This is a genomic window from Ochrobactrum quorumnocens, assembly GCF_002278035.1.
GTDB lineage: Bacteria > Pseudomonadota > Alphaproteobacteria > Rhizobiales > Rhizobiaceae > Brucella > Brucella quorumnocens.
On the sequence record NZ_CP022605.1, the window covers coordinates 571,000 to 596,092 of the forward strand.

Here is a 25,093-nt window from a genome sequence, read left to right on the forward strand (position 1 = left end):
CATCAATTCTTACAAAAGCGCAACCGCAGCGCGGGGCATTTGACTCTTGCGGTAACAAAGACACGCAAATTTTCAGATAGTTTTCAGGGATGCTTTGCGTTTTCATGCAGCCTCGCTTTGCGAAATCTCGACATGATAATTCCCAGCGTCAGTCATCGTCAGCATGTCACCGGCTCCAAGCAAAAGAGTGGTTGTGGCTTCTTCAATAATGGCCGGGCCAGTCAGCTTCTGACGTGGTAACAAGGTCGTTCCGTCGTAAACAGGTGTTTCAACGAAGCCGGTCTCTTTGTCGACCCACACAGGGCGGCGTGAAATAGGCATCGGATCGGATATATCTGCCGATGCAGTTGCAACTTGCAGGGCATCCAGTTTGCCAATCGCTGCCAGTCGAAGATTGACCACTTCGATTGCGCCCGCAGGCTGCACATATCCGAACAGACGCTGATAGACCTGTTCAAAAGCCGCACGCATGGTTGCCGCATCCGTCGAAGAACATTCAACCGGAATGGTCCATTGCTGACCAAAATAACGAAGGTCATAGGATCGTTTAAGGAGTGCCTTATCACCTGTAAAGCCCTCGCGCGCCAGCACATCAGTTGCTTCAAGCTGCATCTCTTCGAAAGCCGCTTCAAGCTGTGAAGGGCTTGAACTTTCAATGCTATCCAGCTCTTTAAGCCAGCTGCGTACATAGTCGTGACGCAGATCAGAATTGCACATGCCGAATGCACAGAAAACGCCAGCCAGTCGCGGAATATAGAGGCTTGAACAGCCCAACAACCGTGCCGTTGATGGACCATGGAGGGGGCCAGCGCCACCGCAAGCCACAAGCGTGAAGTCGCGTGGATTGTAGCCCTTTTCAAGTGAAGCTTGCTCTACCGCGTGCAGAATATTCTGCTCAACAAGCTGTAGAATACCGGCAGCAGCATCGTTTACGCTCAAACCAAGCGGCTTAGCAACGTGGTTATTAATCGCATCGACCGCATTTTCCAGACTAAGCGTGATCACGCCGCCCGCGTAAGGACCAGGCTTAAGGCGTCCGAGTACAAGCTGCGCATCGGTAACCGTCGGGCGTGTGCCCCCGCGTCCGTAAGAGGCAGGTCCCGGAGTTGATCCCGCACCTTCTGGTCCGGCTTTGAGAAGGCCTGCACCATCAACGGAAGCAATCGTACCGCCACCTGCGCCCACCGTGTGAATATCGACAGATGGAATATTGAGGTGATAGCCATCGACGACAATCTGGTCAGTCATAGAGACCGAACCATGTTCCATCAATGTGACATCACAGCTTGTTCCGCCAACTTCAATCGACATCAGCCTATCAGAACCTGTATCGGCTCCAAAGAACTTAAGCGAACCAACGCCAGCAGCAGGACCCGACAGAACGAGGCTTGCAGGTGCGTGACCAATTTCGTCAATCGAAATAGCGCCACCGTTTGACTGGATCATCAACAGCTTGCGTTTGAGGCCCAGTGATGTGAGCTTCTGCGAAAGATTTTCGAGATAAGGCACAACACGACGGGCAACATAAGCGTTCACCACCGTTGTTGATGTACGTTCATACTCACCAATCGTTGGTGCAATTTCGGAAGACGTTGTAACCCAGACATCTGGAAGAAGCTTTTTGAGTTCAGCTTTCGCTGCCTTTTCATGCGCAGGATTTGCATAGGAATGCAGGAAGCAGACAGCAATCGCCTCCACGCCCTCTTCCTTGAATACACGCGCGGCTTCAGAAACAGACGCTGGATCAAACGGAACCCGAACGGTCCCATCCTGCTCAAGACGTTCAACAACAGGAAGACGTAAATAGCGTGGAACAAGAACTTCCGGGAACGGCTTTCTGTGATCCCAGACAAATTCACGCATAGAGCGTCTGATCTCTAGCGAATCGCGGAAGCCATCAGTGACCAGAAGTCCGACCTTTGCCCCCTTTTTTTCCAGCAGCGTATTGGTGGCAATGGTCGAGCCGTGAACGAAGAGTTCTGTATTGGAAAGAAATGTTTCCACATCACTGTCGAGAGATTTCGCGGCCAGTGTGATTGCTGCAAGCACACCCTCTGTCGGGTTAGACGGCACAGAAGGCGCCTTAAAAGCGCGCACCGCCCCGCGGGAATCGACCATAACAAGGTCAGTAAATGTACCGCCGATATCAACTCCGACGCGGTAAGGTGCAATTAACATCGGCTGTCCACTCATCGTTGCTTCACCATATCCTTATGCTTCAAGTTAGAGGTCGCTGAAAATGCAAACCTCAGGTCGCCGATTATTATTGAGCGTTAAGTTCCCGCTTGACCACGCTTACCAGTTTTTCCGCTATCGAAAATACTTCCACTTCGGTCATAGGGCTTGAAAGAGAGCCAGAGCAATTGGGTGTAAGAAGAACATTTTCTTCCAGCATTCCCAGCTGAACCTGGCGAATAATTTTTGCGTTTTCTGGTGTTGGAAACGCGGTACGATAACCTGTTACTTCACCGGCTCCAATATGCAGACGGAAGAGCGACCCCATTCCAGTGACAGTTGCAGCAAGACCAGCTTCAGCAAGACCTTCGCGAATTTTTACCCGCAACTCTTCGCCGAGCTTATTGAGACGATCCACGACTGGCCGCGAATAATGTTCCAGAGACGTGAGGCCAGCAGCCATGCTCAGAGGGTTGGCACTGAAAGTCCCGCCCATTGATACTTTTGGCTTTCCGGCAGAATGATCGAACACTGACATATAGTCAGCACGACCTGACACAGCGCCAATCGGCAAGCCACCACCGATGATTTTAGCGGTTGTGATCAGATCTGGCTCAAGACCAAACAAAGGCGATGCACCTTCATAAGACAAGCGGAAGCTGATGACTTCATCGGCAATGAGCACGATGCCATCGCGACGGCAAGCTTCCTGAATAACAGCTGTCGTTTCCCGTGACATTGGGACTGTGCCGGCACGCGAAGCGTTCGGATCAACGATAAGTGCTGCAAGCGTTGGTCCTTCGCGCTTGAGAATATCTGCGCAACGCTGTGGATCATCATAAGGAAGCACAACAACTTCCTGCAAAACTGATTCAGGCGTACCTGCATTGCAACGAACCGATGCTGGATTGCCATTTTCGTCGTCCCAATTGGCAGGCGACGAGTCGAGGCTCACCTCAATCCAGTCGTAGGCGCCATGATAGCAGCCCTCAAACTTAGCAATCTTGTAGCGACCTGTAAGCCCACGCGCGCCCTTGATTGCAGCGAGAACTGCTTCGGTTCCCGAATTGCAGAAACGGGTCTGCTCCATGCGCGGGCTTCTGGCTGCAAGCATTTCGGCGAGATGAATTTCGCTCTCGGTCGGCATACCAAATGCCGTCCCCTTGGTCATTGCTTCGCGAACCGCTTCAAGAACAGGTTCGTAAGCATGACCGTGAATAAGCGAGAAAAAGTTGTTTGCGCAATCAAGAAGGCGCTGGCCATCAAGATCAACGACCCAACAACCTTCACCGCGTGCAGCATAAGGTGGATGTGGCTTCAACCATGATGCTGCCCGCATCGATCCACCCGGAACTACCTTACACTCTCGCGCATAGGCAGCTTCTGACCGCTGGCCGATGATGGAGCCTCCTGCAACGCTATTGTGTTCTAAGCCGAGCTTCATCTTGTTCTCCATTTACTTCTCATTGATGAGCAATAAACAACATGATCCAACATCGTGTCAACAGGATCATGTGATCCACGCATACTTTTTCTGATTTACCAGTTGAACTCCTTGACCACATATTCTTAGAAACCAAAGCTAGAGCTGCACGGCCTAGCGATTGCGGCGTCGCTAAACTGGAGCCCAAGTAAAAACAGCAGTAGGATCACTTGATCCTCTTGACATACATCTGGATCATAGTGTTCACTGTGGGCAAGCGCATTCAAAAAATCGAATAGTGCGACTGGAAGCAAGCTCGACAAAGATTCGGGAAGTCATCCAGTGCATAAAAGGGGAAGCGCGTATAGTTTTGCTAGCAATCCAGTGACGCTGCGCTGCGGACGCGCGACGTGAATTACAGCTTATGGGAAATTATGCAGCAAATAGAGAATTTTAAAGCGACATTTTACGCCTCATCAGGCGCAGGGCGCTCTAAATACAGCGACTTAGGACATAAGGTGTGCCTAGCGGCAATCACACGATAGAATTCAAGGAGTCGGTTAGTTGACCAACGAAAGCCAAACAACTGTTTATGACGTCGTAATTGTTGGAGCTGGCCCTTCTGGGGCAGTGGCGGCAAAGCGTCTGGCTGAGGATGGATTTTCCGTCATCTGCCTAGAACAAGGCAGCTACCCCGACTATACGAAGCTTCGGCACGCTGGCTTTGAATTCGAGCTTACAAAAAGTCAACACTTTGCGACAAATCCAAATCGCCGCAACGATCCTTCTGATTATCCGATCGATGTAAAGGATTCAGACATCGAACCGTTGATGTGGAACGGTGTTGGGGGGAGTTCGATTATTTATACAGCAGCATGGCACCGATTGAAGCCGAGTGACTTCCGGGTCCGGACAGTTGATGGAATCGCTGATGATTGGCCTATCAGCTACGCAGAACTTGAACCATTCTATGCACGCGTTGAAGAGGATTTTGCGGTTTCAGGTGTCGGAGGGGATCCAGCCTTTCCAGCCGGCTTCGAGATTCCACTCCCGCCCTTTGCAATGGGTGAAATGGAACGAAAATTTTCTGCCGCCCATGATCGCCTTGGTTGGCATTGGTGGCCGGGTAGCAATTCGATTGCCACCGTCAAACACAATAGTCTGCATCCTTGCGTTCGCCGAGGTGCTTGCGCATGGGGTTGTTTCGACGGTGCCAAGGCATCGGTAGATCGCACGCATTGGCCTGCATGTATTAAGCTCGGCGTAAAGCTGGTCCAGAATGCGCGTGTATTGCGGGTCGAAACTGGATCAGACGGCCTCGCGACAGGCGTCACTTATAGGGATCGTGAAACGGGAGTCACCCATTTTCAACCTGGACGAACAGTAATCGTATCAGCCAATGGGATCGGTACGCCCCGACTGCTACTAAACTCTGCTTCCACTCTTCATCCAAATGGATTGGCAAATTCATCTGGCCTAGTGGGCAAGCGGCTTATGATGCATCCTTATGCAACTGTCAGCGGTCTATTTGAAGATTTTTTCGAAAACTGGCAAGGGCCTTATGGCCAGCGCGCCTATTCGCTTGAATTTGCAGAAAGTCGAAAAGATACAAATTTTTACCGCGGTGCAAAATGGCAGCTTATGGGAATGGGTGGACCGTTGGCCACCGTTGGCACCTGGCCGTGGGGCAGCAACGGCGATGTTTGGGGTGACAGCTTCCACGCAACAGTACATAAGCGATTTGGCCGTTCTGCCTATTGGGGTATCATGGCAGAAGACCTGCCGGAAGAGCATAACATGGTGGCCCTCGATCCAGATGTGACGGATGCTCAGGGTATGCCAGCGGTCAAAGTAAAGTATAAGTCTTCCCAGAACACGAAAGACCTGCTGAGCTTTAACATGGATCGGGCTTCTCATTCTATGAAGGAGGCAGGTGCCTATGAAGTAACAGCAACGTCTGTGATGAGAGAAACCGGTTGGCACATCCTTGGTACGGCTAGAATGGGCAATGATCCGCAAAATTCGGTTGTGGATTCATATGGACGTGCGCATGACGTGCCAAATCTGTTTATAATGGACGGAAGCGTCATGCCAACGTCTGGCGCAGTCAATCCGACTGGCACAGTGACAGCGCTGGCATTGCGGAACGCTGAATCCATCATCGCAAATAAGGGCTCTCAGCCAGTTAGCGGATCAACAGAAGCGCACAAGGTTGGATATTAAGCCATGACGAACACTGTAGAGAACTTTCGAGATAAAATCGCATGGGTCGCGGATGCCCTAATTCCTTCAGATGCCGCACTTGGTATGCCCTCTGCAACGGAGGCTGGCCTGCTGGATCGGATGCTACCGCGCGCCCTGAAAGAGCGCGACGATATGGCACCAAAATTCTTCAACGCTTTATCACGCTTACCTGATGATCGGCCATCCGATGCACTTGGTGCAATTAAGACTCTGAACCCGGACGATTTTTATGTGATTTCGTTCCTGATTGCAGGGGCTTATTTTCTCGATGAAGCTGTGACCCGCAAATTAGGCTATCCGGGTCAGGAAGCTATATATGAGAACCCCGATTATGATGAGATCATGGAAACAGTTGATCGGGTGCAATCAAGAGGTGATGTTTATCTGGACGTGAAAGAATAATCAAACTCTACCTTGAAGATCGCTGTCAGAGATTTTCATTTTTTCAGTAAATAGAGTGCGCAGGTCGACGCAATTGGATAGGCCCTTTAACTTGCTGATTTAAAATACATCTCTACCTCCCCGAGCGTCGCACGATAGTGTTTTACCAGCTCATCTACCGCACGCTCGGCATCACCCTTGATGGCGAGATCTGCTATCAGAGCATGTTCCTCATTATAACTGGTGCGGGCATGACGGGCACGACGGGCAATCACGCGGTAACGGTCAGAACGCAGTCGAAGATCGTCACACATGCTTAATACCACCTCCGATCCGCAACGTGCGAGCAAGGAGCGGTGAAACCAATGGTGGATGCGCTCCCATTCGGGGTTCATTACTGCGCGCTCATCATCATGGAAGCGCGGCGTGCGTAAAAGACGATGAAGCGATACAACGATTTCGTCCCGCCATTCTTCCGTCGGGTTTAATATTGATTTCCTTAAAGCGCCGGATTCTATCAAACAACGTGCTTCGAGCAGATCTCGCCAGGCCTCCAAAGAAATCGTTGCGACAGAAAACCCTTTGTGATCTGCCAAATCGACCATGCCCTCGGCAACAAGTCGGTTTAGCGCCTCGCGCACAGGATTGACCGCGGTTTCAAACCGCTTTTTCAAATGGTCTATCTTCAATCTTTCGCCAGGTCGAAGCTCCCCTTGCTGAATTGCTATGCGCAGTTCCGCAGCGATCAAGCTCGTTGTGGTCTGCTTTGATCCGTCATCGGCAGAATTTTGCGTCATGCCCATCTCCCATGTTTGTTCTTAAAACTTCTATTGACATAGAAGGAAAATGGAAAGTAGAAAGTTTAATTATAAATATTCCATTATTTTGTCGGGAGGATAGAAATCATGGGTCATTTCAAAGCGGGATTGGTTGCATCCGTTGCTCTGTTTTTCGCGGGTCAAGCCGCAGCAGGCACAATTACCATCGCGGTGCCGAACCCATCGGCTGTATTGCTACTGCCAATCGTTGCAGCGATGGGTGAAGGCTATTTTGCAGAAGAAGGTATAGAAGTGAACATCGAAGCCCTGAACGGTTCAGGTGCGGTTCTGCAAGCACTTGCATCCGGTCAGGCACAAATTGGCAATCCGGGTGCAGGACCTTTTTTACAGGCTCGCACGCGCGGTCTGGATGTCAAACTCATCTACAGACTGAACCCATTGAGTTCTTTCTCGCTTGTCGTGCCGGAAGGTTCTGACGTGACTTCAGCGGCGGCTCTCAAAGGCAAAGTCATTGGTGTTGGTACGGCAGATGGATCTGAGACGGCATTCGCCCGCTCAATCCTGAAAGAGGCAGGACTTGAGGAAGGAAAAGACTACAGTTTTCTGGTCGTTGGTGATGGCGGGCAAGCCACTGCGGGCTTTCTGCGCAAGGACATTGATGCTTATGCTGCCGCCACATCGGATGCTGCAATTCTGAATGCACGTGGCGTGAAGCTCTTCAATATCACGCCTGAGAAATACAAAACTTTCTTTGGCAACTCGCTGGCCGCCATGCAGCCTTGGCTAAATGAAAACCAATCCGAGGTCGAAGGTTTTGGCCGCGCTATGGTGCGTGGCGCAAAATGGGCGGCAGATCCTGCAAATCGAGAGAAACTGATCGCCCATATTGGTGAAGAAAATCCGCAAGAAATTGAGGATCGGGCTTTCGCAAACGCACTGATTGATCAGATTATCATCCGCCAGACACCATTCGATATTGAAAAAGGTTATGGATATCAGGATCACGCCGCTTGGGAAGCTTGGCAGAATAGTCTTATCGGTTCTGGCGATTTGAAAGAACCGCTTCACGATCTGAACGCCGTTTACACCAATCAATACATCAACACGTGGAATGGCAAATGATGCAACAGCATAGTGAACACGCCGTTACGCGTCCGCCACCCGTTTATAGTGTGCGTAATCTTGTTAAATCCTTTGCCCGTCAAAGCGTGACGGCCCTTTCAAATGTGGAGTTTGACCTCCCGCAAGGCTCCTTCACTTCGGTGATAGGTGCATCAGGCTGTGGCAAAACCACACTTTTGAAGATAATGGCGGGCCTGGTCAGTCCAACCAAGGGCTCGGTTATGCTGGCGGGCCGCCCGGTTTTAGGCACACGAGATGATATCGGTATGATGTTTCAGAAGGCCGTTCTTCTTCCCTGGAAGACCACGGTTGAGAATATCCTGCTGCCGATAGAGATCCGGGAAGGCAAGTCGGCTGCAAGAGCACGCCGCGGCGAAGCGCAAACCTTGATAGAACTTGTGGGCCTGAAAGGGTTCGAGAATGCCTACCCGGGCGAACTTTCTGGCGGCATGTAGCAGCGCGCCTCAATCTGCAGAATGCTGATCACAAAGCCTGAAATTTTGCTTTTGGACGAGCCCTTTTCAGCTCTCGATGAACTTGTGCGAGACCATATGAATATGGAACTTCAGCGCATATGTCTTGACCAGAAAGCCACCGCTTTTCTCATTACGCATTCAATCCCTGAAGCTGTCCTACTTTCAGACACAGTTTTTGTGATGGGCGCTCGGCCTGGCTGCATTCTCGAAGAGGTAACGATAAATCTGCCGCGTCCGCGCACTCTGAACATGATGCTACAAGCTGAATTCGCAGATTACGTAGCGCATATTCGTGAACGGTTGGACACGGGGGTGCAACATGGAAAATAATGCAACAAACGTCGCCTCAACTGTCTGGAAGGAGAAAGATGCGCTCATTGATCGCATTCCTCGTCCGGTGGCAATTTTCGCGCTCGGCTTGTCCATTGTGGGCATTTGGCATCTGGTAACACTCTCAGGCTGGCTTTCGATCATCATCCTGCCAACACCATGGATGGTTTTCGACCAAATCATCACTGTTGGGCTCAATATTGTCACCGGCGGCTATATGCTCAAGGCGCTCTGGGTCACCACACAGGAAGTACTAGCAGCCTTCGTCATTGCTTCAGCAATAGGCATTGTGCTTGGGATAATCGTTGGCGAGACGAAATTCGGAGCGCTCGCAGTCATGCCATATCTGGTGGCCATCGACACGATGCCCAAAATCGCCTTCGCACCACTATTTGTCGCCTGGATGGGGTTTGGTCTTTCCAGCAAAATTGCGCTGGCAGTCTTTGTGTCAGTTTTCCCGGTCATCGTTGGCACAGCATCAGGTTTGCAGGCGGCAGATGAAGATTCGCGCCAGCTTTACCGGATCATGCGAGCGTCTCGCTGGCAAACACTGATAGGGCTGAAATTTCCAACGGGACTACCACAAATATTCACCGGGCTCAAAATTGCTGCCCTCAGCGTTATGGCGGGTGCAATCACCGCCGAATTTCTGGGCGGCGGCAAAGGTTTCGGCGAATTAATCCGGGTTGCTGCATCGCAACTCGATACCGCACGGGTCTTCGCGCTGATTATTTACCTAAGCCTCGTTGGGCTTGCCATGTTTGGTATCGTGGCCATGGCCGAGCGCAAGATCATCTTCTGGAAAAGCCGCTCTGCCGGAGAATGAGAAAACCATGACAAAACTGTTTAGAGACCCTGAATTCCAATCTGTCCCAGTTGCGGGCAGCAACATGCGCTACCCAGTTCACCGCATTTTTTGCGTTGGCCGCAACTATGCCGACCATGCTAAAGAAATGGGGGTGGAAGTTGATCGTGAAGCACCATTCTACTTTCTGAAAAGCCCGCTAGCACTTGTTGAAAATGGTTCGACCATTCCCTATCCGCCCGGAACGACAAATTTCCACTACGAGATGGAATTCGTGGTTGTAATCGGCGCACCGCTTTTCCGTGCTTCCCAAGAAGAAGCAATGACAGCCGTATTTGGCTATGCAACCGGACTCGACATGACACGGCGCGATCTGCAACTAAGAGCGCGCGAAAAAGGTCGGCCCTGGGATTTTGGTAAGGACTTTGAAAAATCTGCTGTTCTTTCAACGATTACTCTAGCGGCTGATTTCGGTTCTATCCGTGATCAGCGGATTTGGCTTGAAGTAGACCAGACGATACGACAGGACTCCAAACTCTCAGATCTGATATGGTCAGTTCCCGAACTGCTGTCCGATTTATCACAGTATTACCACTTGCAACCCGGCGACGTCATTTACACCGGCACGCCTGCGGGGGTTGGATCAGTGGTAACTGGCAACACCATAAAAGGCGGTGTGGACTGTCTTCATAACGTCCAACTTCATATTGGTCCGGCTGAATAAAAGCCAGCAATTTAAGTCATTGGACTGTAACCCCACCAAATTTTTCCCAGTCGACATTGAATGCCTCGGTACATTGTAATGCCGTGTAGCATGGAGCAAAAATGAAACAACATCGTATTGCACTTATTCCAGGTGATGGCATTGGCAAGTCCGTTATCAATGCCGCCATGCAGGTCGCCGAAAGAGCTGCACCAGGCTTGCTCGTTCCAACCACATTTGATTGGTCATGCGAGACATGGATAAAAACAGGTCGAATGATGCCTGAGGATGGCATTGAGACATTACGCAGCTTTGATGCCATCTTCCTCGGCGCCGTTGGTTGGCCTTCAAAGGTGCCAGATGCCGTTTCATTGCACGGCCTGCTTCTCCCTATCCGCAAGGAATTTGTACAATATGCAAATGTCCGCCCACACAGATTATTGCCAGGCGTGGAAGGTCCATTGCACAAAACCAATTTTGATATCTTATGTATTCGCGAAAATACCGAGGGAGAATATTCAGGTGCAGGTGGAAGAGTTCATCAAGGCACAAAAGACGAAGTGGCCGTAGAAACAGCCATTTTTACCCGCGCTGGAGTTGAGCGGATCATTCGCTTTGGTTTCGAACAGGCCATGAAACGTCGCAAAAAACTGGCTTCGGTCACCAAGTCAAATGCCCAAAAATATTCCATGGTTTTTTGGGACGAGATTACACGTCAGGTTGCCATCGAGTTCCCTGAGGTAGAGGTAAGCCATTACCATGTGGATGCTATCGCCGCCCGAATGGTAATGGCGCCTGAAACTCTGGACGTTGTTGTGGCTTCCAACCTATTCGGCGATATCCTGACAGATTTAGGAGCAGCTATTCAAGGCGGGCTAGGCTTTGCTGCTTCAGCCAACATTGACCCAACCCGCAACGGCCCATCAATGTTTGAACCCGTACATGGTTCAGCGCCCGATATTGCCCATCTCGATATAGCAAATCCGATTGCAACTATCTGGTCGCTGGTAATGATGCTAGAGCATCTGGGTGAGGCAGAAACAGCAGCTCGGATCATGTCGGCGATAGAGTCCACTACGGCTGAAGGCATTGGCACTGTCCCCGGTCAGGACAAAACTGATGAAATCACCGAAGCTATTCTGGCCGCGTTGAATTGACATAAAACCAGATTCAGAGCGCATCCACAAAACCGTTTCACACTTTTCGGGATGAGCTCTAGCCAGTTTGTTCACCGGCTTGTGCGGGAGCCAATATGCGCGCTCTAATCCGGATAACAACACTTATGTTAAACTAAGACAGCCCATATCATCCTGCCATGCTCATGCTGAATTCGTTGGCTTCGATTTTCGCGGAGATCGTTCTGTTTTATTCGACAGTAGATACTCGCCAGAGTTTACGAGGAAGCGTTCATTCTCGCGAATACGACGCTGTGCTTTATCACCAAGTTTGCTGATGGTGAGCGCTGAAAGAATATTGGCTATCGCGATCGCGCCCAGCGTGGACTCTGGAAATGCTCTGCCAGAGGACTGCGCAACAAAATGGAGAGGCCCGGCAATCTTACTTATTGGTGCAGCAAAGCTATCTGTTATTGCTATAACTTTTGCCCCTGAAATGGCAGCTCTTTCAGTCAGTCTATGTACCAAACGGTTAAATGGCGCAAACGTAACGGCAATAAAAGCATCGCCTGGCTCAATATCGTCTATTCCGCCTTCGGGCGCGCCGCCCGGATTATCCAGCAAAACGATATCGGGGCGCGCTTTTTGCAGTGTATAAGCAAGCGTGTACGCAGGTGTGAAAGCTGTTCTGCGTCCTATGACATAGACTTTACGTGCGCGGGCCAGCAATTCCACCGCACTCTCAAGTTTTTCTTCCGAAAGATGCGCTCTTGCCTGTTCAAGAACAGACTGCTCTATCGCAAAAAATGAGTCGAGAAAGCCTTTGAGACCAGAACTCTTTCCCATTTCGGTAATGAGCACCTGAGCGCTTGCCTCGTTACGATGTATTGATTGACGATCGCGCTGATGACGCTCTGGCGCGGAATCAATGAACAATTGCCGCAGATCGCCATAGCCCTCCAGGCCCAGCTTTTGAGCCAGCCTGACGAAATTTACTGGCTGAACTCCTGCCCTGCGAGCTATTTCGCGCATCGAATAAAAAGGCACTTCATCATCGTTATTGATGATGTAGTGGGCGGCTTCGACCATCTGCCCCGAGAGCTCGACGCAAATCGTCTTAATTTTCTCAATCAATTCTAATCTGGTCATTCGGCCTCTCTGGGACAGGGTGTCTGGCTTTCCAAGCGGATCTGCTCGGTTGAGCGATCTTACTCCATAGGCACTGAAATTGTTATGCTATTGTCGTTTTTACCGGGCATTTAGGACATCTTTCATCTCAATGACAACGATTGATGCCAACGGAGTAACCAATCAAAATGTTATGAAAAACGCGGTGGGCAAAAGGGTGACGGTTATAATCGACAATGTCTCCCAAAAGTGGGAACAAATTGGGAGACATTCGTAACAGAAAATTCTAGAGCACTCTTTCGGATTCAATCCACGTTAAATGTGATCTAAGAGACAAGGGCAAACTTGTCAATCTGAACTGAATCAATCCATTTTCCAGCAGTTTCGCCAAATGTTTTCATGAAATCTGTGTTGTTGTGCTCATCAAGTAGACGCTCATTCTCCCAGATTTCGTAGAACACGAATTGCGTGGGGCGCTCGATTGACTGATGAAGATCGTACTGAATATATCCAGCTTCTGTTTTTGCTACCGGCACTAGCCCTTGAAGTGCAGCTTTCAGGTCGTCTTGTTGCCCGTCTTTGGCGATAATTGTAGCAACCACGTATACTTTATTTGTCATTTTGAACTTCCAAATTGAGAACAGCCGTGAAGGTGCTGTTCAGTTTCATTATTACGAGCCGTATTGGTAGCTTATTTTACAGCACCACCAAGCGAAAAACCTGCTTTGAACTGCCTGGACATTCCCAAAAATAACAGGATGACCGGCAGCGAATAAATGAGCGAATAAGCCGCGATCGCTCCATAATTTATGGAGTTTGACCCCATAAAACCAAAAAGCCGAACGGGAGCTGGCTGGCTGGCGAGGCTGTTGATCAAGACAACAGGTAACAGGAAGTTTCCCCATGCATTAACGAAACCAAAGATTGCAGCTGAAGCCAACCCTGGCTTAGTCAATGGCAAAATAACGCGGAGCAGGATTTGAAGCGTATTGGCCTGCTCAAGTTCGGCTGCTTCCTCAAGCTCTGTCGGGACTGCGTCAATGAAATTCTTCAACTGGTAGATTTGAAAGGGAATTGCAGTGACGCCCAACAAGATTCCTGTTGGAACAAGGGAGAGCCATCCCATCGTGGAGAACATCTTGTAAACTGGAACGATCAATATCGAGATAGGAACGCCCGACAGAAACAAGACCGTCAACAACAGCGGATTTTTATAAGGAATATTGTGCTTTGAGAAAACATAGGCTGCAAGAAATGCAGCGGCTGTACCGACAACTGTTGCGACAGTTGAAATGATAAGACTATTTCCCAAAGCCACAAGATTTTGCGATTCAAGTGCTACCCAATAGTGCTTGGTCGTCAGTTCCGGTATCCGCAACTGATTGCTTGCACCGGCGTCAACAGATGCCAGCACCATCCATAACATTGGCAACACGAAAAAAAACGCCAAAACGATTGCGGTGGAATTTGCAATAATTCGATCCGCCGTAAATGTCGAAAGTCTGTTTTCTTTTTGCCCAAGCGGTGGGCCTAAAGTTGGTTTGGCGGGGATCGTCTGCATAGCGATAACCTTCTTTATTAGGCCGAATTTGAAATTAATCGATCAAGCTTCGCGGCGAGATTTCGTCGCCCAGACGAACATCCCTCCCAGCGCTGCTGACAGGAGTACCATTACGTTCCCCAGCAACGCGGCATATCCAAGATTGTGAAATCTGAAACCTTGTTGATAGGTATAGACAGGGAGAATGTTGGTGTCATTGCTTGGGCCGCCACCTGTCATCAGATAAATCAGGGTGAAATTGCCAAAAGTCATCAACATCATCAAAAGAGCGCATGTCACGATGGTCGGTTTGAGCAATGGAAGTGTAATCTGCCGCAACGACTGAATAGCGGTTGAGCCTTCCAGCTGAGCTGCCTCAAAAAGATCGCTTGGTATGTTTCGAAGCGCGGCTGAAAACATGATCATTGCAAGGCCAGCCAAAGACCAGGCATTTGCGGTCGATACGACGAGCATGGCGTGTTGATACAGAAGATCGAGACGATAATTGCCCGCAAGCATAGATATCAGGCCGGACTGTGCACTGGTTGCCATCCACAAAAACGCAATCGTTGTTGGCGGCAGTGTCCATGCCAAAATGGCCGTTGCACTTGCAACCCACCGTACAGGCGTTGCAGCTTTTTGTAGTGCCAAAGCCAGAACCAGACCTAGTGCTGTGGTTGCAACTGCACCCGATCCAATAACGAAAATAATTGTAAGCCAAAGCGATTTATAAAAAACCTCATCGTTGAGCATAAAGGTAATATTGCGTATGCCCGTGAAGCGGTAGTTGATGGCATTAATCCCAATCAGCTGAAGATTGGTAAAGCCAAGATACATCGCATAAATTACCGGCCCAAGAAATAAGGCCGCGATAAGCAACGCTGCTGGCGAAAGCAGTACGAAGCTGATTGGGTTTACGCGCGGAGTATCCAGTCGCGGTCCATTATGCACAACAGCTGCACTTGAATTTGCCGGCTGAAGGCCAGTCGCAATGACTGGCCCCCCTTCGGCTCCGTGGGAGCTTTTTAAAATCAAGGCTGGGTCTCCAGGTTTTCCTCACCCACTTGGTTTGCCATGTAGGAGCGGAGGATTTCTACGCCTTCATCGATTGTTGTCTGAGGTTTGAGAACCATTGCCTGTGTCGCTTGCTGAAAGCCGTTACCCCAGATCGGAAATTCTGCCTGAGACGGCATACCCGTTGCGATATCTGTCAGATCAGCAAATGATTTCTGAAAAGGCTTGCGGCTCAATGCAAGAAACTCTTCATCTGTTCTCATTGTTGAAACAGAAGGAACGGCTGCAACCCATGCTGCAATGTTCATCATGTTCTTCTTATCCTGCATGATTTCCATTGCGGACCATGCAAGATCAGGATCAGCTGTGCTCTTGGACATAGCGAGCACTACAGCGTTGAAACTGCCGCCATGACCTGGTTCCTGACCCTGAGAGGTTGGAACAGCGGAGAAGCCTATGGTTTCTTCTTTATCATCCCAGCATGGAGCGCAGACATTTTTGCCCCAGAACATAGGAACCCAGTTTCCAGCTAAAGAAATGCCGAACTTATGGTCGAACATTGCCTGAGCAGGATTATTCGCAGCATTCGCATCCATCATCTGTGACGTTGGTGCGAGCAGGCCTTCCGTGGCAGCGGTTTTGTAGAAGTTGAGGACTTCGCGAATACCCTTGCTATCGACAACCCACTTGTTGGTTTCTTTATTGTAGATTGTAGGCGAGCTCGATGCTGACAGAAGCAGCGCCGGTCCGGCTACAACACCAAAAGTTCCCTGAGCAGTGCCGGTCATAACGAAGAGCGGCGAGACATCTGGTGACGTTTTTTTGATAGCGCGCGCAGCATCCAGAACTTCATCCCAGTTTTTTGGCGCCCAATCATTCGGAAGACCAGCTTTACCGGTCAGCGTACGATCAAAGAGCATGCCATAAGTGTTTGCACCCTGAGGAACCGAATAAGTAGCGTCTTTGTACTTGCCGGAATTTTGCAATGGAGCAGGAATTTCTTTCCACCACGCCGCACCAGCAATTTTGTCGTCGAGCGGCGCTAAGAGTTCGCTGGCAGCGAGCTGGCCAACATTCAGATCGTAAATCTGAACGATATCTGGTCGTGTGTCGGGTGAATTGAAGAGAAGGCTAAGTTTGGTATTGTAATCGTCGTAAGTGCCCGGAACCGGAATGAGCTCCATCGTATCGCCCGGGTTCTTTTCCTCAAACTGTTCCTTGATCGAAGCGAACCACTTTTCAGCGAGCTTTGGATCAGCGAATGTCCAGTTAAGAGCAAAGGCTACTTTAACATTAGCGGCTTGCGCAGATCCCGAAGCAACTGTGAAAAAGCTAGCAGTGGCTAAAATTGTAGAAAAAGCAAAACGGGCGAATCCCCAATTCATGACTTTAAGACTTGAGCGACAACCTGAACCAATAAACGAAAACCAATTGCTGCTTTTTACTGAAGAAGATTTTTCATTCTGGTAGTTTAGCATAATTTATTTCTCCCGATTTGATTACGTTCCACCTATTTTTTATTATTCGAACTGATCTTCAGGCTCGCCCCCGTTTTGGAATCGAAGAAGTGCAGATCGGCAGGATCAAAGACCAAATCAACCACGTCGCCGCGCTTTACAGGTGCAAAACTCGGAAACTTCGCATTGACCTCTGTTCCTTCAATATCGACCAGGACAAAAGTGTCTGACCCAGTCGTTTCAAGAGACGACACAACGCCTTTGATTTTTTCAGTGCACCGCGAAGGCGCATCATTGATCCATTGAATTTCGTCTGGACGCACGCCCAATTCGATGTCTCCCGCAAGACGATCTCTGGCAAAGAAATTCCCATCCATAGAGAATTCTGTTCCGAAACAGCGAATGTTTACCTTGTCGCCATCAACGCTGACTTTAGCCGGTAGTATGTTCATACGCGGAGAGCCTATGAAAACGCCTACCGCTTTATTCGCCGGCGAACGATAAAGCTCGGCAGGTGTCGCTACCTGTAGAATGCGTCCATGGTCGAAGACAGCTATGCGATGCCCCATCGTCATAGCTTCGACCTGATCATGTGTGACGTACACAGTCGTAACGCCCAGTTGACGCTGCAAATCGACAATCTCAGTGCGCATATGGGTTCGCAGGCTGGCATCTAGATTCGAAAGAGGTTCATCCAGAAGAAAGATGCGCGGATGACGGATCATCGAACGCGCAAGGGCTACACGCTGACGTTGCCCACCGGAAAGTTCACTTGGATAACGATTCAGAAGCGCCTGAAGGCCTACTTGTTTTGATACCCTCTCGACGCCAGCAGCAATATCGGCCTTTTTTTCACCGCGAATCTGCGGCCCGAATGCTAGATTCTGGCGAACCGTCATATGCGGGTAAAGTGCATAACTCTGAAAGACCATAGAGATGTTGCGGCGACCGGGCGGTGTCAACGTCACATCTTCATCGCCCAGCATAATTTTCCCATATGTCGCGGTTTCCAGTCCACCAAGCATACGAAGTGTTGTGGTTTTTCCGCAGCCGGAGGGACCGACAAACACCATGAACTCACCATCTTTAATTTCAAGATTGAGGTCTTCAATGGCGGTGTGATTGCCAAATTGCTTCCAAACGTTTGCAAAAGTGACGGACGTCATATGTTCTCCTTTAGAAGGGCTTTTCGCTCGTTAAACTAAAAGAGCCGAACCACAATGATTTCAGAAGCATGCGCGTATTGCAGTTTTTAAAGTCGTCACACAGCACAATGCCCGGCTTTTTTAACCGTAACCCCTTTTTATTACCGTTATTGAACATCATGATCCAGATTGTTGTCAAGAGGATCATGTGATCCTAGAGTCGTTTTCGTTATATTGCGAAATCGTTAAATCTATGGAATTGCCGCAACAGCACATAAAGCAGTGATCTCGTCGTGTGCTGTAAAGCAGCTTACTTTCGCTGACTCGAGTGAACACCTCTAATTCTGCCAACTGAACTTAATGGCACTTCTAAAATGCAGATTCGCCGCAATCTTTGAATCGACGTCCCTATCGCTCGTATATTCTGGCAATTACTACATTTGATCCTATTGATTTAAATATGGATCAATTGTAGTAATTTTGTGAAAGGGCTGCTTTTAACGGCTGTGAACGGCCATTCATTTCGTACATTAAAAGGCTGTTAGTAGCCCAAACATCAAATCATTAAGCACGCACGAAATCATTTGCTTAATATTCGAGTATGAACTTGCAGTTTTAGAGAGGATTGCGCTCGTGAGAATTCTCGTCCCCGTTAAGCGGGTTGTTGATCACAATGTTAAGATCAGAGTCAAAGCAGATGGTTCAGGAGTCGATCTTGAAAGTGTTAAGATGTCGATGAACCCCTTTGACGAAATTTCTGTTGAAGAAGCCGTTCGGCTGAAGGAGGCTGGTGTAGCACAAGAGGTCGTTGTTGTTTCAATTGGCACAGCAAAAGCAGAAGAAACTCTACGCACAGCACTGGCTATGGGTGCCGACAGGGCAATCCTGGTTGAAACGAATGATGCTGTTGAACCAATCACCGTAGCCAAAATTCTTAAGGGCGTTGCAGACATCGAGAAGCCCAACCTCATCATTGTAGGCAAGCAAGCAATTGATGATGATTCAAATCAGACCGGACAGATGCTTGCAGCGTTGCTTGGTATCGCTCAGGCAACCTTCGCTTCCAAAATTGAGATTGCAGACAATAAGGCTCAGGTGATCCGCGAAGTCGATACCGGCCAGCAGACAATTGAAATTCAGCTCCCTGCGATTGTCACCTCTGACCTTCGTCTGAATGAACCGCGCTATGCTTCCTTACCCAATATTATGAAAGCAAAGAAAAAGCCTCTCGATAAGAAAACGCCTGCTGATTTCAGCGTATCGCCAGCACCACGCTTGACAATACTTAAAACTGAGGAGCCTACAGCAAGGGTTGCAGGTGTTAGAGTTAAGTCTGTCGCAGAGCTCGTAGAAAAACTTAAAGTTGAAGCCGCTGTCATTTAATCCCGGATAAAGGAATTACGACCATGGCCATTCTGCTTTTGGCTGACCATAATAATGAAACTCTTTCCGACCAAACAGCTAAGGCTGTGACAGCCGCCACAAAAATTGACGGCAATATTCATGTGCTGGTCGCGGGTAAAGACGCAGCTACGGTTGCGGATCAGGCCGCAAAACTCTCCGGCGTCTCAAAGGTGCTGCTGGCTGATAACGTTGAACTCGACAATAATTTGGCTGAACCACTCGCTCATCTGATTGTCTCGCTGGCCGATAGCTATGACACAATCATCGCCGCGGCCACAGCGACCGGTAAAAGCGTTATGCCACGCGTTGCCGCTATTCTTGATGTCGCGCAGATATCAGAAATTATCGAGGTTGTTTCCGCGAATGTCTTCAAGCGTCCTATCTATGCCGGCAACGCTATCCAGACTGTACAGTCTAATGATGCAACGCAGATCATAACTATACGTACATCCGCATTTTCTCCGGCATTGCAAGAAGCAGCTGCGATCATTGAAAAGATTGAAGTGCCAGCTTATTCTCCTAAACTCTCACATTTCGTTTCGGATGTGTTGTCGGATTCCGATCGACCCGAATTGACTTCAGCGAAAATCATCATTGCCGGCGGACGTGCGCTTGGCTCATCCGAAAAGTTTACTGAGATTATTTTGCCTGTGGCTGATAAACTGGGTGCTGCCGTTGGTGCAAGTCGTGCAGCCGTTGATGCAGGATATGCGCCAAATGACTGGCAGGTTGGTCAGACCGGTAAAATAGTGGCCCCTGATCTCTATATCGCTTGCGGTATATCAGGAGCAATCCAGCATCTTGCTGGTATGAAGGATTCGAGAATTATCGTCGCCATTAACAAAGACGAAGAGGCTCCGATCTTCCAGGTGGCAGACTACGCAATCGTTGCAGATATATTTGAGGCTTTGCCGGAGTTAGCAAGAAGCTTAGATTGATGTTTGCCTGACAAACACCTATTTCACAGCCTTCAGGCAATGAAACCAAAGCGCGTCGCAATTTGTCGAATTGAGTCGACGCGCTTTATCGTTTTGTTTTTTGCGCATGACTTTATTTCTCAATCGGCACTGACCTTTGAGCGACAGTCAAGAATACCGGCTCTAATTCGATTCCGACGAACCACGTCTCCATTCGCGTTGAAATGACCTGCGAAGTTGGCCCGTCGGCATTACCTCACTAACCGCATGATACGCATGGAGTCGCTTTTCCATAAAAGCTAAAAGCGATTTATACTTCCTGCTGCAGCCAATACCAATGGCGCGAAATGACCAACGAAGTTGTCTCTGTTCCATTCACTTAAAGAACCGCCTATGTGTATGGCTGCTACTGGACGCCCTTCGGGACCGCGTATCGCTGCGCCAATAGCGATTTCCCCCTGAAGAACTTCTTCAGAAGCAAGAGCATAACCGTTTTCGCGAGCTTCGTGAATTTTGTCCCAGATTTCTTGGGGCTCTGTAATGGTACGCGGTGTAAATTTGCGTCTATTAGAACGTTGAATAATTTCGTTTACTTCATCATCGCTGAGTTGTGCCATAACTGCTCGACCACCTGATGTACAATAGAGCGGCACGCTGTTGCCAATGAGCGTTGCGAAAAATGCTTCCCGCTTACTTTGTAATCGGAGAGCATAAACCAAACGAAGATCGTCTCGCACGCTCAAATCAACCCGCTCACTCGCATCGCGTCGCAGTTCAAGAAGAGACGGAAGCGCACGAACAATAACAGAGTTCAAGCGGAGATAATCCAGCGTGTGATCAAGAATACGAACGCCGGGAACATAACCACGGTCATTGGGATCGCGTTCAATATATCCCTGTTGCCGAAGTGTGTGAACAATGCGCTGCACAGTGCTTTTCCCCATGCCGCATATTTTTGCAATCTCGTTGAGAGTCAATGGCTTACTGGTGCCATGAAACGCTGACAAAACCTGCATCGCGCGCGCTATCGCGGAGACAAAAAGCGGGTCTTTTTCATCCGCATCAGACACCGGACGAACACCATATTCCACTCTCTCAACGTCGCGCATAGTCCCTCCTTTAAATCCCCTTGACACATTAGCAATATGCCAGCTATCGTCAATAACAATACTACCGTATCGCTAGTCGATACCCATGTCAATCACGGGAATGATTGGCTTACGGACTGGAGGAGGAAAGAATGCGCGGAACAAGTCTCAACTTCGACACGAGTAAAAAAGTTGGATGTCAAAGCCACCAGTCAGCATCATTGCTGCCAAAAAAAACAACGGAACATCATCTGCAAATGGGAAAAGCAATGCTTTATGAAAAGAATTCACAGCCATCGCTGAAAGCCAAAGGCCATGCAAATCCCGGCATGGGCCGCTTGCGGTCAACTTTTGCAGGCATCGCAACCGTTTTGCTCGCTGGTTCGGCATTTTGCTTTCCAGCTCAGGCGCAGACAATCACGGCCGTCATGGAAGGACTACGCGTCCTTGATCCGGTGATTACCACCGCGCATATTACGCGTAACCATGCCTATATGATTTATGACGTGCTGGTCGCCGTTGATGACAAATTTCGGCCGCAGCCACAGATGGCAAGCTGGACAGTCTCCGACGACAACAAGACCTACGCATTTACGCTGCGCGACGGCCTGAAATTTCATGACGGCGCGCCGGTAACGGCTGCGGATGTGGTTGCCTCGCTCAAGCGTTGGGGACAGCGCGATTCTGGCGGCCAAACAATTTTTAAGCTCACAGACAGCCTTGAAGCAAAAGACGACAAGACGATTGTATGGACGCTGAGCAAACCATTCCCTCCACTTCTCGACACTATTGCGAAACAGTCCGCCCTGCCTCCGTTCATAATGCCTGCACGCATCGCAGCAACGCCTGCTGATACCGCAATCACAGAATATATTGGCTCCGGCCCATTCAAATTTGTTACCGAAAAATTCCAGCCGGGCGTTAGTGCCACTTATGTGAAATTTGAAGACTACGTGCCGCGTGACGAGCCACCAAGCTGGATGGCCGGTGGCAAGAAGGCCAATGTTGACGAAGTAAACTGGGTCACAATGGCTGACTCGCAGACGGCAGTTAACGCAATCATGTCTGGCGAAGTTGACTTCATCGATCAGGTTCCTGTTGATCTGCTGCCAATCCTCGAAACAAGCGATGACGTCGCTATCGAATTGCGTGATGATCTGGGCTATCAGGCCATTGGCCGAATGAACTTCAAACATCCTCCTTTTGATAACAAGAAAGTCCGTCAGGCAGCGCTTATGGCTCTGAGCCAGAAAGATTTCCTCGCAAACATCGTCGGCAATCCTGAGTACTACAAAGTTTGCGGAGCAATATTTGGTTGTGGCACACCTTTGGGTGATGAAACCGGCGGCGAAACGCTGATCAATGGCGGCGATATTGAAGGCGCAAAAAAGCTCCTTGCTGAATCCGGCTATGACGGCACGCCTGTTGTTATTCTTCAGCCAACCGATGTTCGTGTGATTGCATCGCAGCCAGTTGTTGCAGCACAAGCATTACGCGCAGCAGGCTTTAAAGTCGATCTGCAGCCAATGGATTGGCAGTCGGTCGTAACGCGACGCGCCAATCAGGGCAAGCCAAGCGAAGGGGGCTGGAACATGTTCTTTACGAACTGGATCGTTCCAGAAGTCGACAATCCGCTGATTAGCCCAATGCTGAACGGTCGTGGCGATCAGGCATGGTTCGGATGGCCAAAGGATGATGAAATCGAAGCTCTGCGTGGAGAATTCATCGATGCAAAGACACCTGAACAGCGCAAGGAAATCGCCAAGAAAATCCAGATTCATGCGATGGACAATGTGAGCTATTTGCCGCTCGGTCAGTTCTATTCTCCGCATGCCCGCCGCAAGGTGCTGGAAGACATGGTTATGTCTCCGGTACAGGTATTCTGGAACGTTAAAAAAGTCGAATAGCGTTTGCGCTTCACCACCTACCTAGACTGCTCACATAAATCTGAATGCGTATGATCTGGAAGTTCCCCTTCTCAGCTTGTTCTCATTCGCCCGAATTTTCGACAAGGACAACCCATGTTTGGCTTTATCCTGCGTCGCATTCTTGCCGTCATCCCAGTCATGGCAATCGTTGCGATCTTTGTTTTTCTCCTTCTGCGTCTGACACCCGGTGATCCAGCGGCGATCATTGCCGGAGACTCAGCAACGACCGAGCAGCTTGATCGCATCAGGGAGTCACTGGGTCTAAACTTGCCGCTTCATATTCAGTTTTTCACTTGGGTCGGCCATTTGTTTCAGGGCGATCTCGGAACATCGCTTATTTCCGGTACGTCTGTCACAACGATGATCGGTCAGCGCATGTGGCCGACTTTGAACATCGCTTTAATGACGATCTTCTTGTCCGTTGCCATTGCAGTTCCGCTAGGAATTTTGGCTGCATGGCGTCATCGCACATGGATTGATTACGCCGTCATGACGCTCTCGGTGTTGGGCTTCTCGATACCGGTTTTCGTTATCGGCTACCTGTTCATCCAGTTTTTTGCGATTGATCTTCGCTGGTTCCCGGTTCAGGGCTATACCGCACCTACTGAAAATTTCGGCAAGTTCCTTTCTCGTGCAGCACTCCCTTGTTTCACGCTGGCCGTGATTTATGTGGTACTTATTGCACGTATGACACGCGCCTCCATGCTTGAAGTGCTGGGTGAGGATTATATCCGCACCGCCCGCGCTAAGGGTGTGCGCGAGAAAGTCGTGCTTTTCCATCATGCATTGCGCAATGCTGCGGTTCCTATTCTCACTGTTATAGGCACAGGCTTTGCTCTGCTCATCGGCGGCGTGGTTGTGACCGAAAGCGTGTTCAATATCCCGGGAATTGGGCGTCTGACCGTGGATGCAGTCCTCGCACGCGACTATCCGGTTATTCAGGGAATGATCCTGCTTACCAGTGCGCTTTACGTGTTCGTCAATCTCCTGATTGATCTTTCCTACACGCTCTTTGACCCAAGGATACGCTACTAATGTCAGCCACACCACAACCGGCAGCACGCCTGCAATGGCTGCTGAGCGCTCTATCCTTCTCAAAGGCAACTCGGCTTGGCATTGGTCCGATCATTGCCGCCGCCGTGCTTATCATTCTCGTCGTGATGACTCTGATCTCACCGTGGATTGTCCCGCATGATCCCATGACAATGGATGCCTTGCAGCGTCTGAAGCCACCTTCAGAAACTTATGCGCTGGGCACGGACGGTTACGGTCGTGATCTCTTGTCCCGTGTTTTGATGGGTGGGCGTGTATCGTTGCTTATCGGCATTGGTGCAGCAATCGTCAGCATTTTTCTTGGACTGGTCATTGGCCTGATTGCAGGCTTTTCCCGTATTGCCGATGCGATCATCATGCGTGTTATGGATAGTCTGATGGCGATACCGTCCATTTTGCTGGCAATCGCACTGATCGCGCTAAATGGTCCAAGCATTGGCTCCGTTCTGGCCGCAATCACCATTCCAGAAATTCCACGCGTAGTTCGTCTGGTACGTTCCATTGTGCTTTCAGCCCGCGAGGAGCCTTACATTGAAGCAGCTCTTTCGCTCGGCTCTTCGATGCCAAAAATCATCTGGCAACATCTGATGCCAAACACGCTGGCACCGCTCACCGTGCAGGCCACCTATGTTTGCGCCTCGGCAATTTTGACAGAAGCTATTCTGTCATTCCTTGGCGCGGGTATTTCTACCGAAATTCCGACGTGGGGCAACATCATGGCTGAAGGCAGACTGTATTTTCAGCTTAAGCCATCGCTGATCTTCTGGCCGGGATTGCTGCTCTCGCTATGCATCCTTTCCATCAACCTTCTGGGCGATACGGCGCGCGATCTCCTCGATCCACGTCTCAAGAAACGCGAGGGCTGA

22 protein-coding genes and 1 pseudogene are annotated in these 25,093 nt (G+C 49.7%); 13 read left to right on the top strand and 10 right to left on the bottom strand.

Annotated elements, in window-relative coordinates; genetic code table 11:
• Positions 1-102: 102 nt before the first annotated feature.
• Positions 103-2,193: a hydantoinase/oxoprolinase family protein gene (locus CES85_RS24885; protein WP_244923316.1), complete on the bottom strand. Its 2,091-nt coding sequence runs from the start codon at positions 2,191-2,193 to the stop codon at positions 103-105.
• Between the two features lie 70 nt (positions 2,194-2,263).
• The gene (locus CES85_RS24890) at positions 2,264-3,619 is read right to left on the bottom strand and encodes an aspartate aminotransferase family protein (protein WP_095448852.1); all 1,356 of its coding nucleotides are present in this window, start codon (positions 3,617-3,619) and stop codon (positions 2,264-2,266) included.
• A 543-nt stretch (positions 3,620-4,162) separates the two neighbouring features.
• Between CES85_RS24890 and CES85_RS24895 the strand changes: the two genes are divergently transcribed.
• Complete coding sequence (locus CES85_RS24895; protein ID WP_095448476.1) at positions 4,163-5,821, top strand: GMC family oxidoreductase; 1,659 nt, start codon at positions 4,163-4,165, stop codon at positions 5,819-5,821.
• A 3-nt stretch (positions 5,822-5,824) separates the two neighbouring features.
• A complete protein-coding gene (locus CES85_RS24900; protein ID WP_095448477.1) occupies positions 5,825-6,244 on the top strand; it encodes a hypothetical protein in 420 nt (139 codons plus the stop codon).
• An 86-nt stretch (positions 6,245-6,330) separates the two neighbouring features.
• Here the strand turns inward: CES85_RS24900 and CES85_RS24905 are convergent, their stop codons facing one another.
• On the bottom strand, positions 6,331-7,020 hold the full coding sequence (locus tag CES85_RS24905) for a GntR family transcriptional regulator (RefSeq protein ID WP_167388326.1): 690 nt from the start codon (positions 7,018-7,020) through the stop codon (positions 6,331-6,333).
• A 108-nt stretch (positions 7,021-7,128) separates the two neighbouring features.
• Here CES85_RS24905 and CES85_RS24910 point away from each other — a divergent pair, with 108 nt between their 5' ends.
• From CES85_RS24910 to CES85_RS24930, 5 genes and pseudogenes are all read left to right on the top strand, one after another.
• Positions 7,129-8,124, top strand: coding sequence for an ABC transporter substrate-binding protein (locus CES85_RS24910; protein WP_095448479.1), 996 nt, complete (start codon positions 7,129-7,131; stop codon positions 8,122-8,124).
• A pseudogene (locus CES85_RS24915) lies at positions 8,121-8,930 on the top strand (ABC transporter ATP-binding protein). The gene CES85_RS24910 and the pseudogene CES85_RS24915 overlap by 4 nt, the downstream one beginning before the upstream one ends.
• Positions 8,920-9,756, top strand: coding sequence for an ABC transporter permease (locus CES85_RS24920; RefSeq protein WP_095448480.1), 837 nt, complete (start codon positions 8,920-8,922; stop codon positions 9,754-9,756). Before CES85_RS24915 ends, CES85_RS24920 begins: the two are co-directional and overlap by 11 nt.
• Before the next feature lie 7 nt (positions 9,757-9,763).
• Complete coding sequence (locus CES85_RS24925; protein ID WP_095448481.1) at positions 9,764-10,459, top strand: fumarylacetoacetate hydrolase family protein; 696 nt, start codon at positions 9,764-9,766, stop codon at positions 10,457-10,459.
• Positions 10,460-10,560: 101 nt separating this feature from the next.
• The gene (locus tag CES85_RS24930; protein WP_095448482.1) at positions 10,561-11,595 is read left to right on the top strand and encodes a tartrate dehydrogenase; all 1,035 of its coding nucleotides are present in this window, start codon (positions 10,561-10,563) and stop codon (positions 11,593-11,595) included.
• Between the two features lie 162 nt (positions 11,596-11,757).
• Here the strand turns inward: CES85_RS24930 and CES85_RS24935 are convergent, their stop codons facing one another.
• From CES85_RS24935 to CES85_RS24955, 5 genes are all read right to left on the bottom strand, one after another.
• Positions 11,758-12,702, bottom strand: a complete 945-nt coding sequence (locus tag CES85_RS24935; protein ID WP_095448483.1) for a MurR/RpiR family transcriptional regulator — start codon at positions 12,700-12,702, stop codon at positions 11,758-11,760.
• A 305-nt stretch (positions 12,703-13,007) separates the two neighbouring features.
• Complete coding sequence (locus CES85_RS24940) at positions 13,008-13,301, bottom strand: putative quinol monooxygenase (RefSeq protein WP_095448484.1); 294 nt, start codon at positions 13,299-13,301, stop codon at positions 13,008-13,010.
• 71 nt (positions 13,302-13,372) lie between these two features.
• Positions 13,373-14,242, bottom strand: a complete 870-nt coding sequence (locus tag CES85_RS24945; protein ID WP_095448485.1) for a carbohydrate ABC transporter permease — start codon at positions 14,240-14,242, stop codon at positions 13,373-13,375.
• Positions 14,243-14,284: 42 nt separating this feature from the next.
• Entirely contained in the window at positions 14,285-15,256 is a 972-nt protein-coding gene (locus CES85_RS24950; protein WP_095448486.1) for a carbohydrate ABC transporter permease, read from the bottom strand.
• Positions 15,253-16,419 carry an extracellular solute-binding protein gene (locus CES85_RS24955; protein ID WP_244923317.1) on the bottom strand — a complete coding sequence of 389 codons (1,167 nt, stop codon included), beginning with the start codon at positions 16,417-16,419 and terminating at the stop codon, positions 15,253-15,255. The genes CES85_RS24950 and CES85_RS24955 overlap by 4 nt, the downstream gene beginning before the upstream one ends.
• Here CES85_RS24955 and CES85_RS27985 point away from each other — a divergent pair.
• Positions 16,409-16,705, top strand: coding sequence for a hypothetical protein (locus CES85_RS27985; protein WP_244923318.1), 297 nt, complete (start codon positions 16,409-16,411; stop codon positions 16,703-16,705). The two genes, CES85_RS24955 and CES85_RS27985, sit on opposite strands and share 11 nt — an antisense overlap.
• A gap of 40 nt (positions 16,706-16,745) precedes the next feature.
• On the opposite strand, the gene CES85_RS24960 is transcribed toward CES85_RS27985, so the two are convergent.
• On the bottom strand, positions 16,746-17,858 hold the full coding sequence (locus tag CES85_RS24960; protein ID WP_095448487.1) for an ABC transporter ATP-binding protein: 1,113 nt from the start codon (positions 17,856-17,858) through the stop codon (positions 16,746-16,748).
• Between the two features lie 612 nt (positions 17,859-18,470).
• Between CES85_RS24960 and CES85_RS24965 the strand changes: the two genes are divergently transcribed.
• Entirely contained in the window at positions 18,471-19,220 is a 750-nt protein-coding gene (locus CES85_RS24965; RefSeq protein ID WP_095448488.1) for an electron transfer flavoprotein subunit beta/FixA family protein, read from the top strand.
• A gap of 23 nt (positions 19,221-19,243) precedes the next feature.
• The gene (locus CES85_RS24970; RefSeq protein ID WP_095448489.1) at positions 19,244-20,179 is read left to right on the top strand and encodes an electron transfer flavoprotein subunit alpha/FixB family protein; all 936 of its coding nucleotides are present in this window, start codon (positions 19,244-19,246) and stop codon (positions 20,177-20,179) included.
• A gap of 278 nt (positions 20,180-20,457) precedes the next feature.
• On the opposite strand, the gene CES85_RS24975 is transcribed toward CES85_RS24970, so the two are convergent.
• Positions 20,458-21,267, bottom strand: coding sequence for an IclR family transcriptional regulator (locus tag CES85_RS24975; protein ID WP_095448490.1), 810 nt, complete (start codon positions 21,265-21,267; stop codon positions 20,458-20,460).
• 308 nt (positions 21,268-21,575) lie between these two features.
• Between CES85_RS24975 and CES85_RS24980 the strand changes: the two genes are divergently transcribed.
• The 3 genes from CES85_RS24980 to CES85_RS24990 all read left to right on the top strand — a co-directional run bounded on the left by CES85_RS24980 (position 21,576) and on the right by CES85_RS24990 (position 25,093).
• Positions 21,576-23,153 (top strand): ABC transporter substrate-binding protein, encoded by a 1,578-nt coding sequence (locus CES85_RS24980; RefSeq protein ID WP_095448854.1) that lies wholly within the window; start codon positions 21,576-21,578, stop codon positions 23,151-23,153.
• A gap of 114 nt (positions 23,154-23,267) precedes the next feature.
• A complete protein-coding gene (locus tag CES85_RS24985; RefSeq protein ID WP_095448491.1) occupies positions 23,268-24,209 on the top strand; it encodes an ABC transporter permease in 942 nt (313 codons plus the stop codon).
• Positions 24,209-25,093 (top strand): ABC transporter permease, encoded by an 885-nt coding sequence (locus tag CES85_RS24990; RefSeq protein WP_095448492.1) that lies wholly within the window; start codon positions 24,209-24,211, stop codon positions 25,091-25,093. Before CES85_RS24985 ends, CES85_RS24990 begins: the two co-directional genes overlap by 1 nt.

Coding starts and splice junctions, on each gene's coding strand:
- CES85_RS24885 (WP_244923316.1), bottom strand. CDS start 2,193: ATGAGTGGACAGCCGATGTTAATTGCACCTTACCGCGTCGGAGTTGAT.
- CES85_RS24890 (WP_095448852.1), bottom strand. CDS start 3,619: ATGAAGCTCGGCTTAGAACACAATAGCGTTGCAGGAGGCTCCATCATC.
- CES85_RS24900 (WP_095448477.1), top strand. CDS start 5,825: ATGACGAACACTGTAGAGAACTTTCGAGATAAAATCGCATGGGTCGCG.
- CES85_RS24905 (WP_167388326.1), bottom strand. CDS start 7,020: ATGACGCAAAATTCTGCCGATGACGGATCAAAGCAGACCACAACGAGC.
- CES85_RS24910 (WP_095448479.1), top strand. CDS start 7,129: ATGGGTCATTTCAAAGCGGGATTGGTTGCATCCGTTGCTCTGTTTTTC.
- CES85_RS24920 (WP_095448480.1), top strand. CDS start 8,920: ATGGAAAATAATGCAACAAACGTCGCCTCAACTGTCTGGAAGGAGAAA.
- CES85_RS24925 (WP_095448481.1), top strand. CDS start 9,764: ATGACAAAACTGTTTAGAGACCCTGAATTCCAATCTGTCCCAGTTGCG.
- CES85_RS24930 (WP_095448482.1), top strand. CDS start 10,561: ATGAAACAACATCGTATTGCACTTATTCCAGGTGATGGCATTGGCAAG.
- CES85_RS24935 (WP_095448483.1), bottom strand. CDS start 12,702: ATGACCAGATTAGAATTGATTGAGAAAATTAAGACGATTTGCGTCGAG.
- CES85_RS24940 (WP_095448484.1), bottom strand. CDS start 13,301: ATGACAAATAAAGTATACGTGGTTGCTACAATTATCGCCAAAGACGGG.
- CES85_RS24945 (WP_095448485.1), bottom strand. CDS start 14,242: ATGCAGACGATCCCCGCCAAACCAACTTTAGGCCCACCGCTTGGGCAA.
- CES85_RS27985 (WP_244923318.1), top strand. CDS start 16,409: ATGAGCTCCATCGTATCGCCCGGGTTCTTTTCCTCAAACTGTTCCTTG.
- CES85_RS24955 (WP_244923317.1), bottom strand. CDS start 16,419: ATGGAGCTCATTCCGGTTCCGGGCACTTACGACGATTACAATACCAAA.
- CES85_RS24960 (WP_095448487.1), bottom strand. CDS start 17,858: ATGACGTCCGTCACTTTTGCAAACGTTTGGAAGCAATTTGGCAATCAC.
- CES85_RS24970 (WP_095448489.1), top strand. CDS start 19,244: ATGGCCATTCTGCTTTTGGCTGACCATAATAATGAAACTCTTTCCGAC.
- CES85_RS24975 (WP_095448490.1), bottom strand. CDS start 21,267: ATGCGCGACGTTGAGAGAGTGGAATATGGTGTTCGTCCGGTGTCTGAT.
- CES85_RS24980 (WP_095448854.1), top strand. CDS start 21,576: ATGGGCCGCTTGCGGTCAACTTTTGCAGGCATCGCAACCGTTTTGCTC.
- CES85_RS24985 (WP_095448491.1), top strand. CDS start 23,268: ATGTTTGGCTTTATCCTGCGTCGCATTCTTGCCGTCATCCCAGTCATG.
- CES85_RS24990 (WP_095448492.1), top strand. CDS start 24,209: ATGTCAGCCACACCACAACCGGCAGCACGCCTGCAATGGCTGCTGAGC.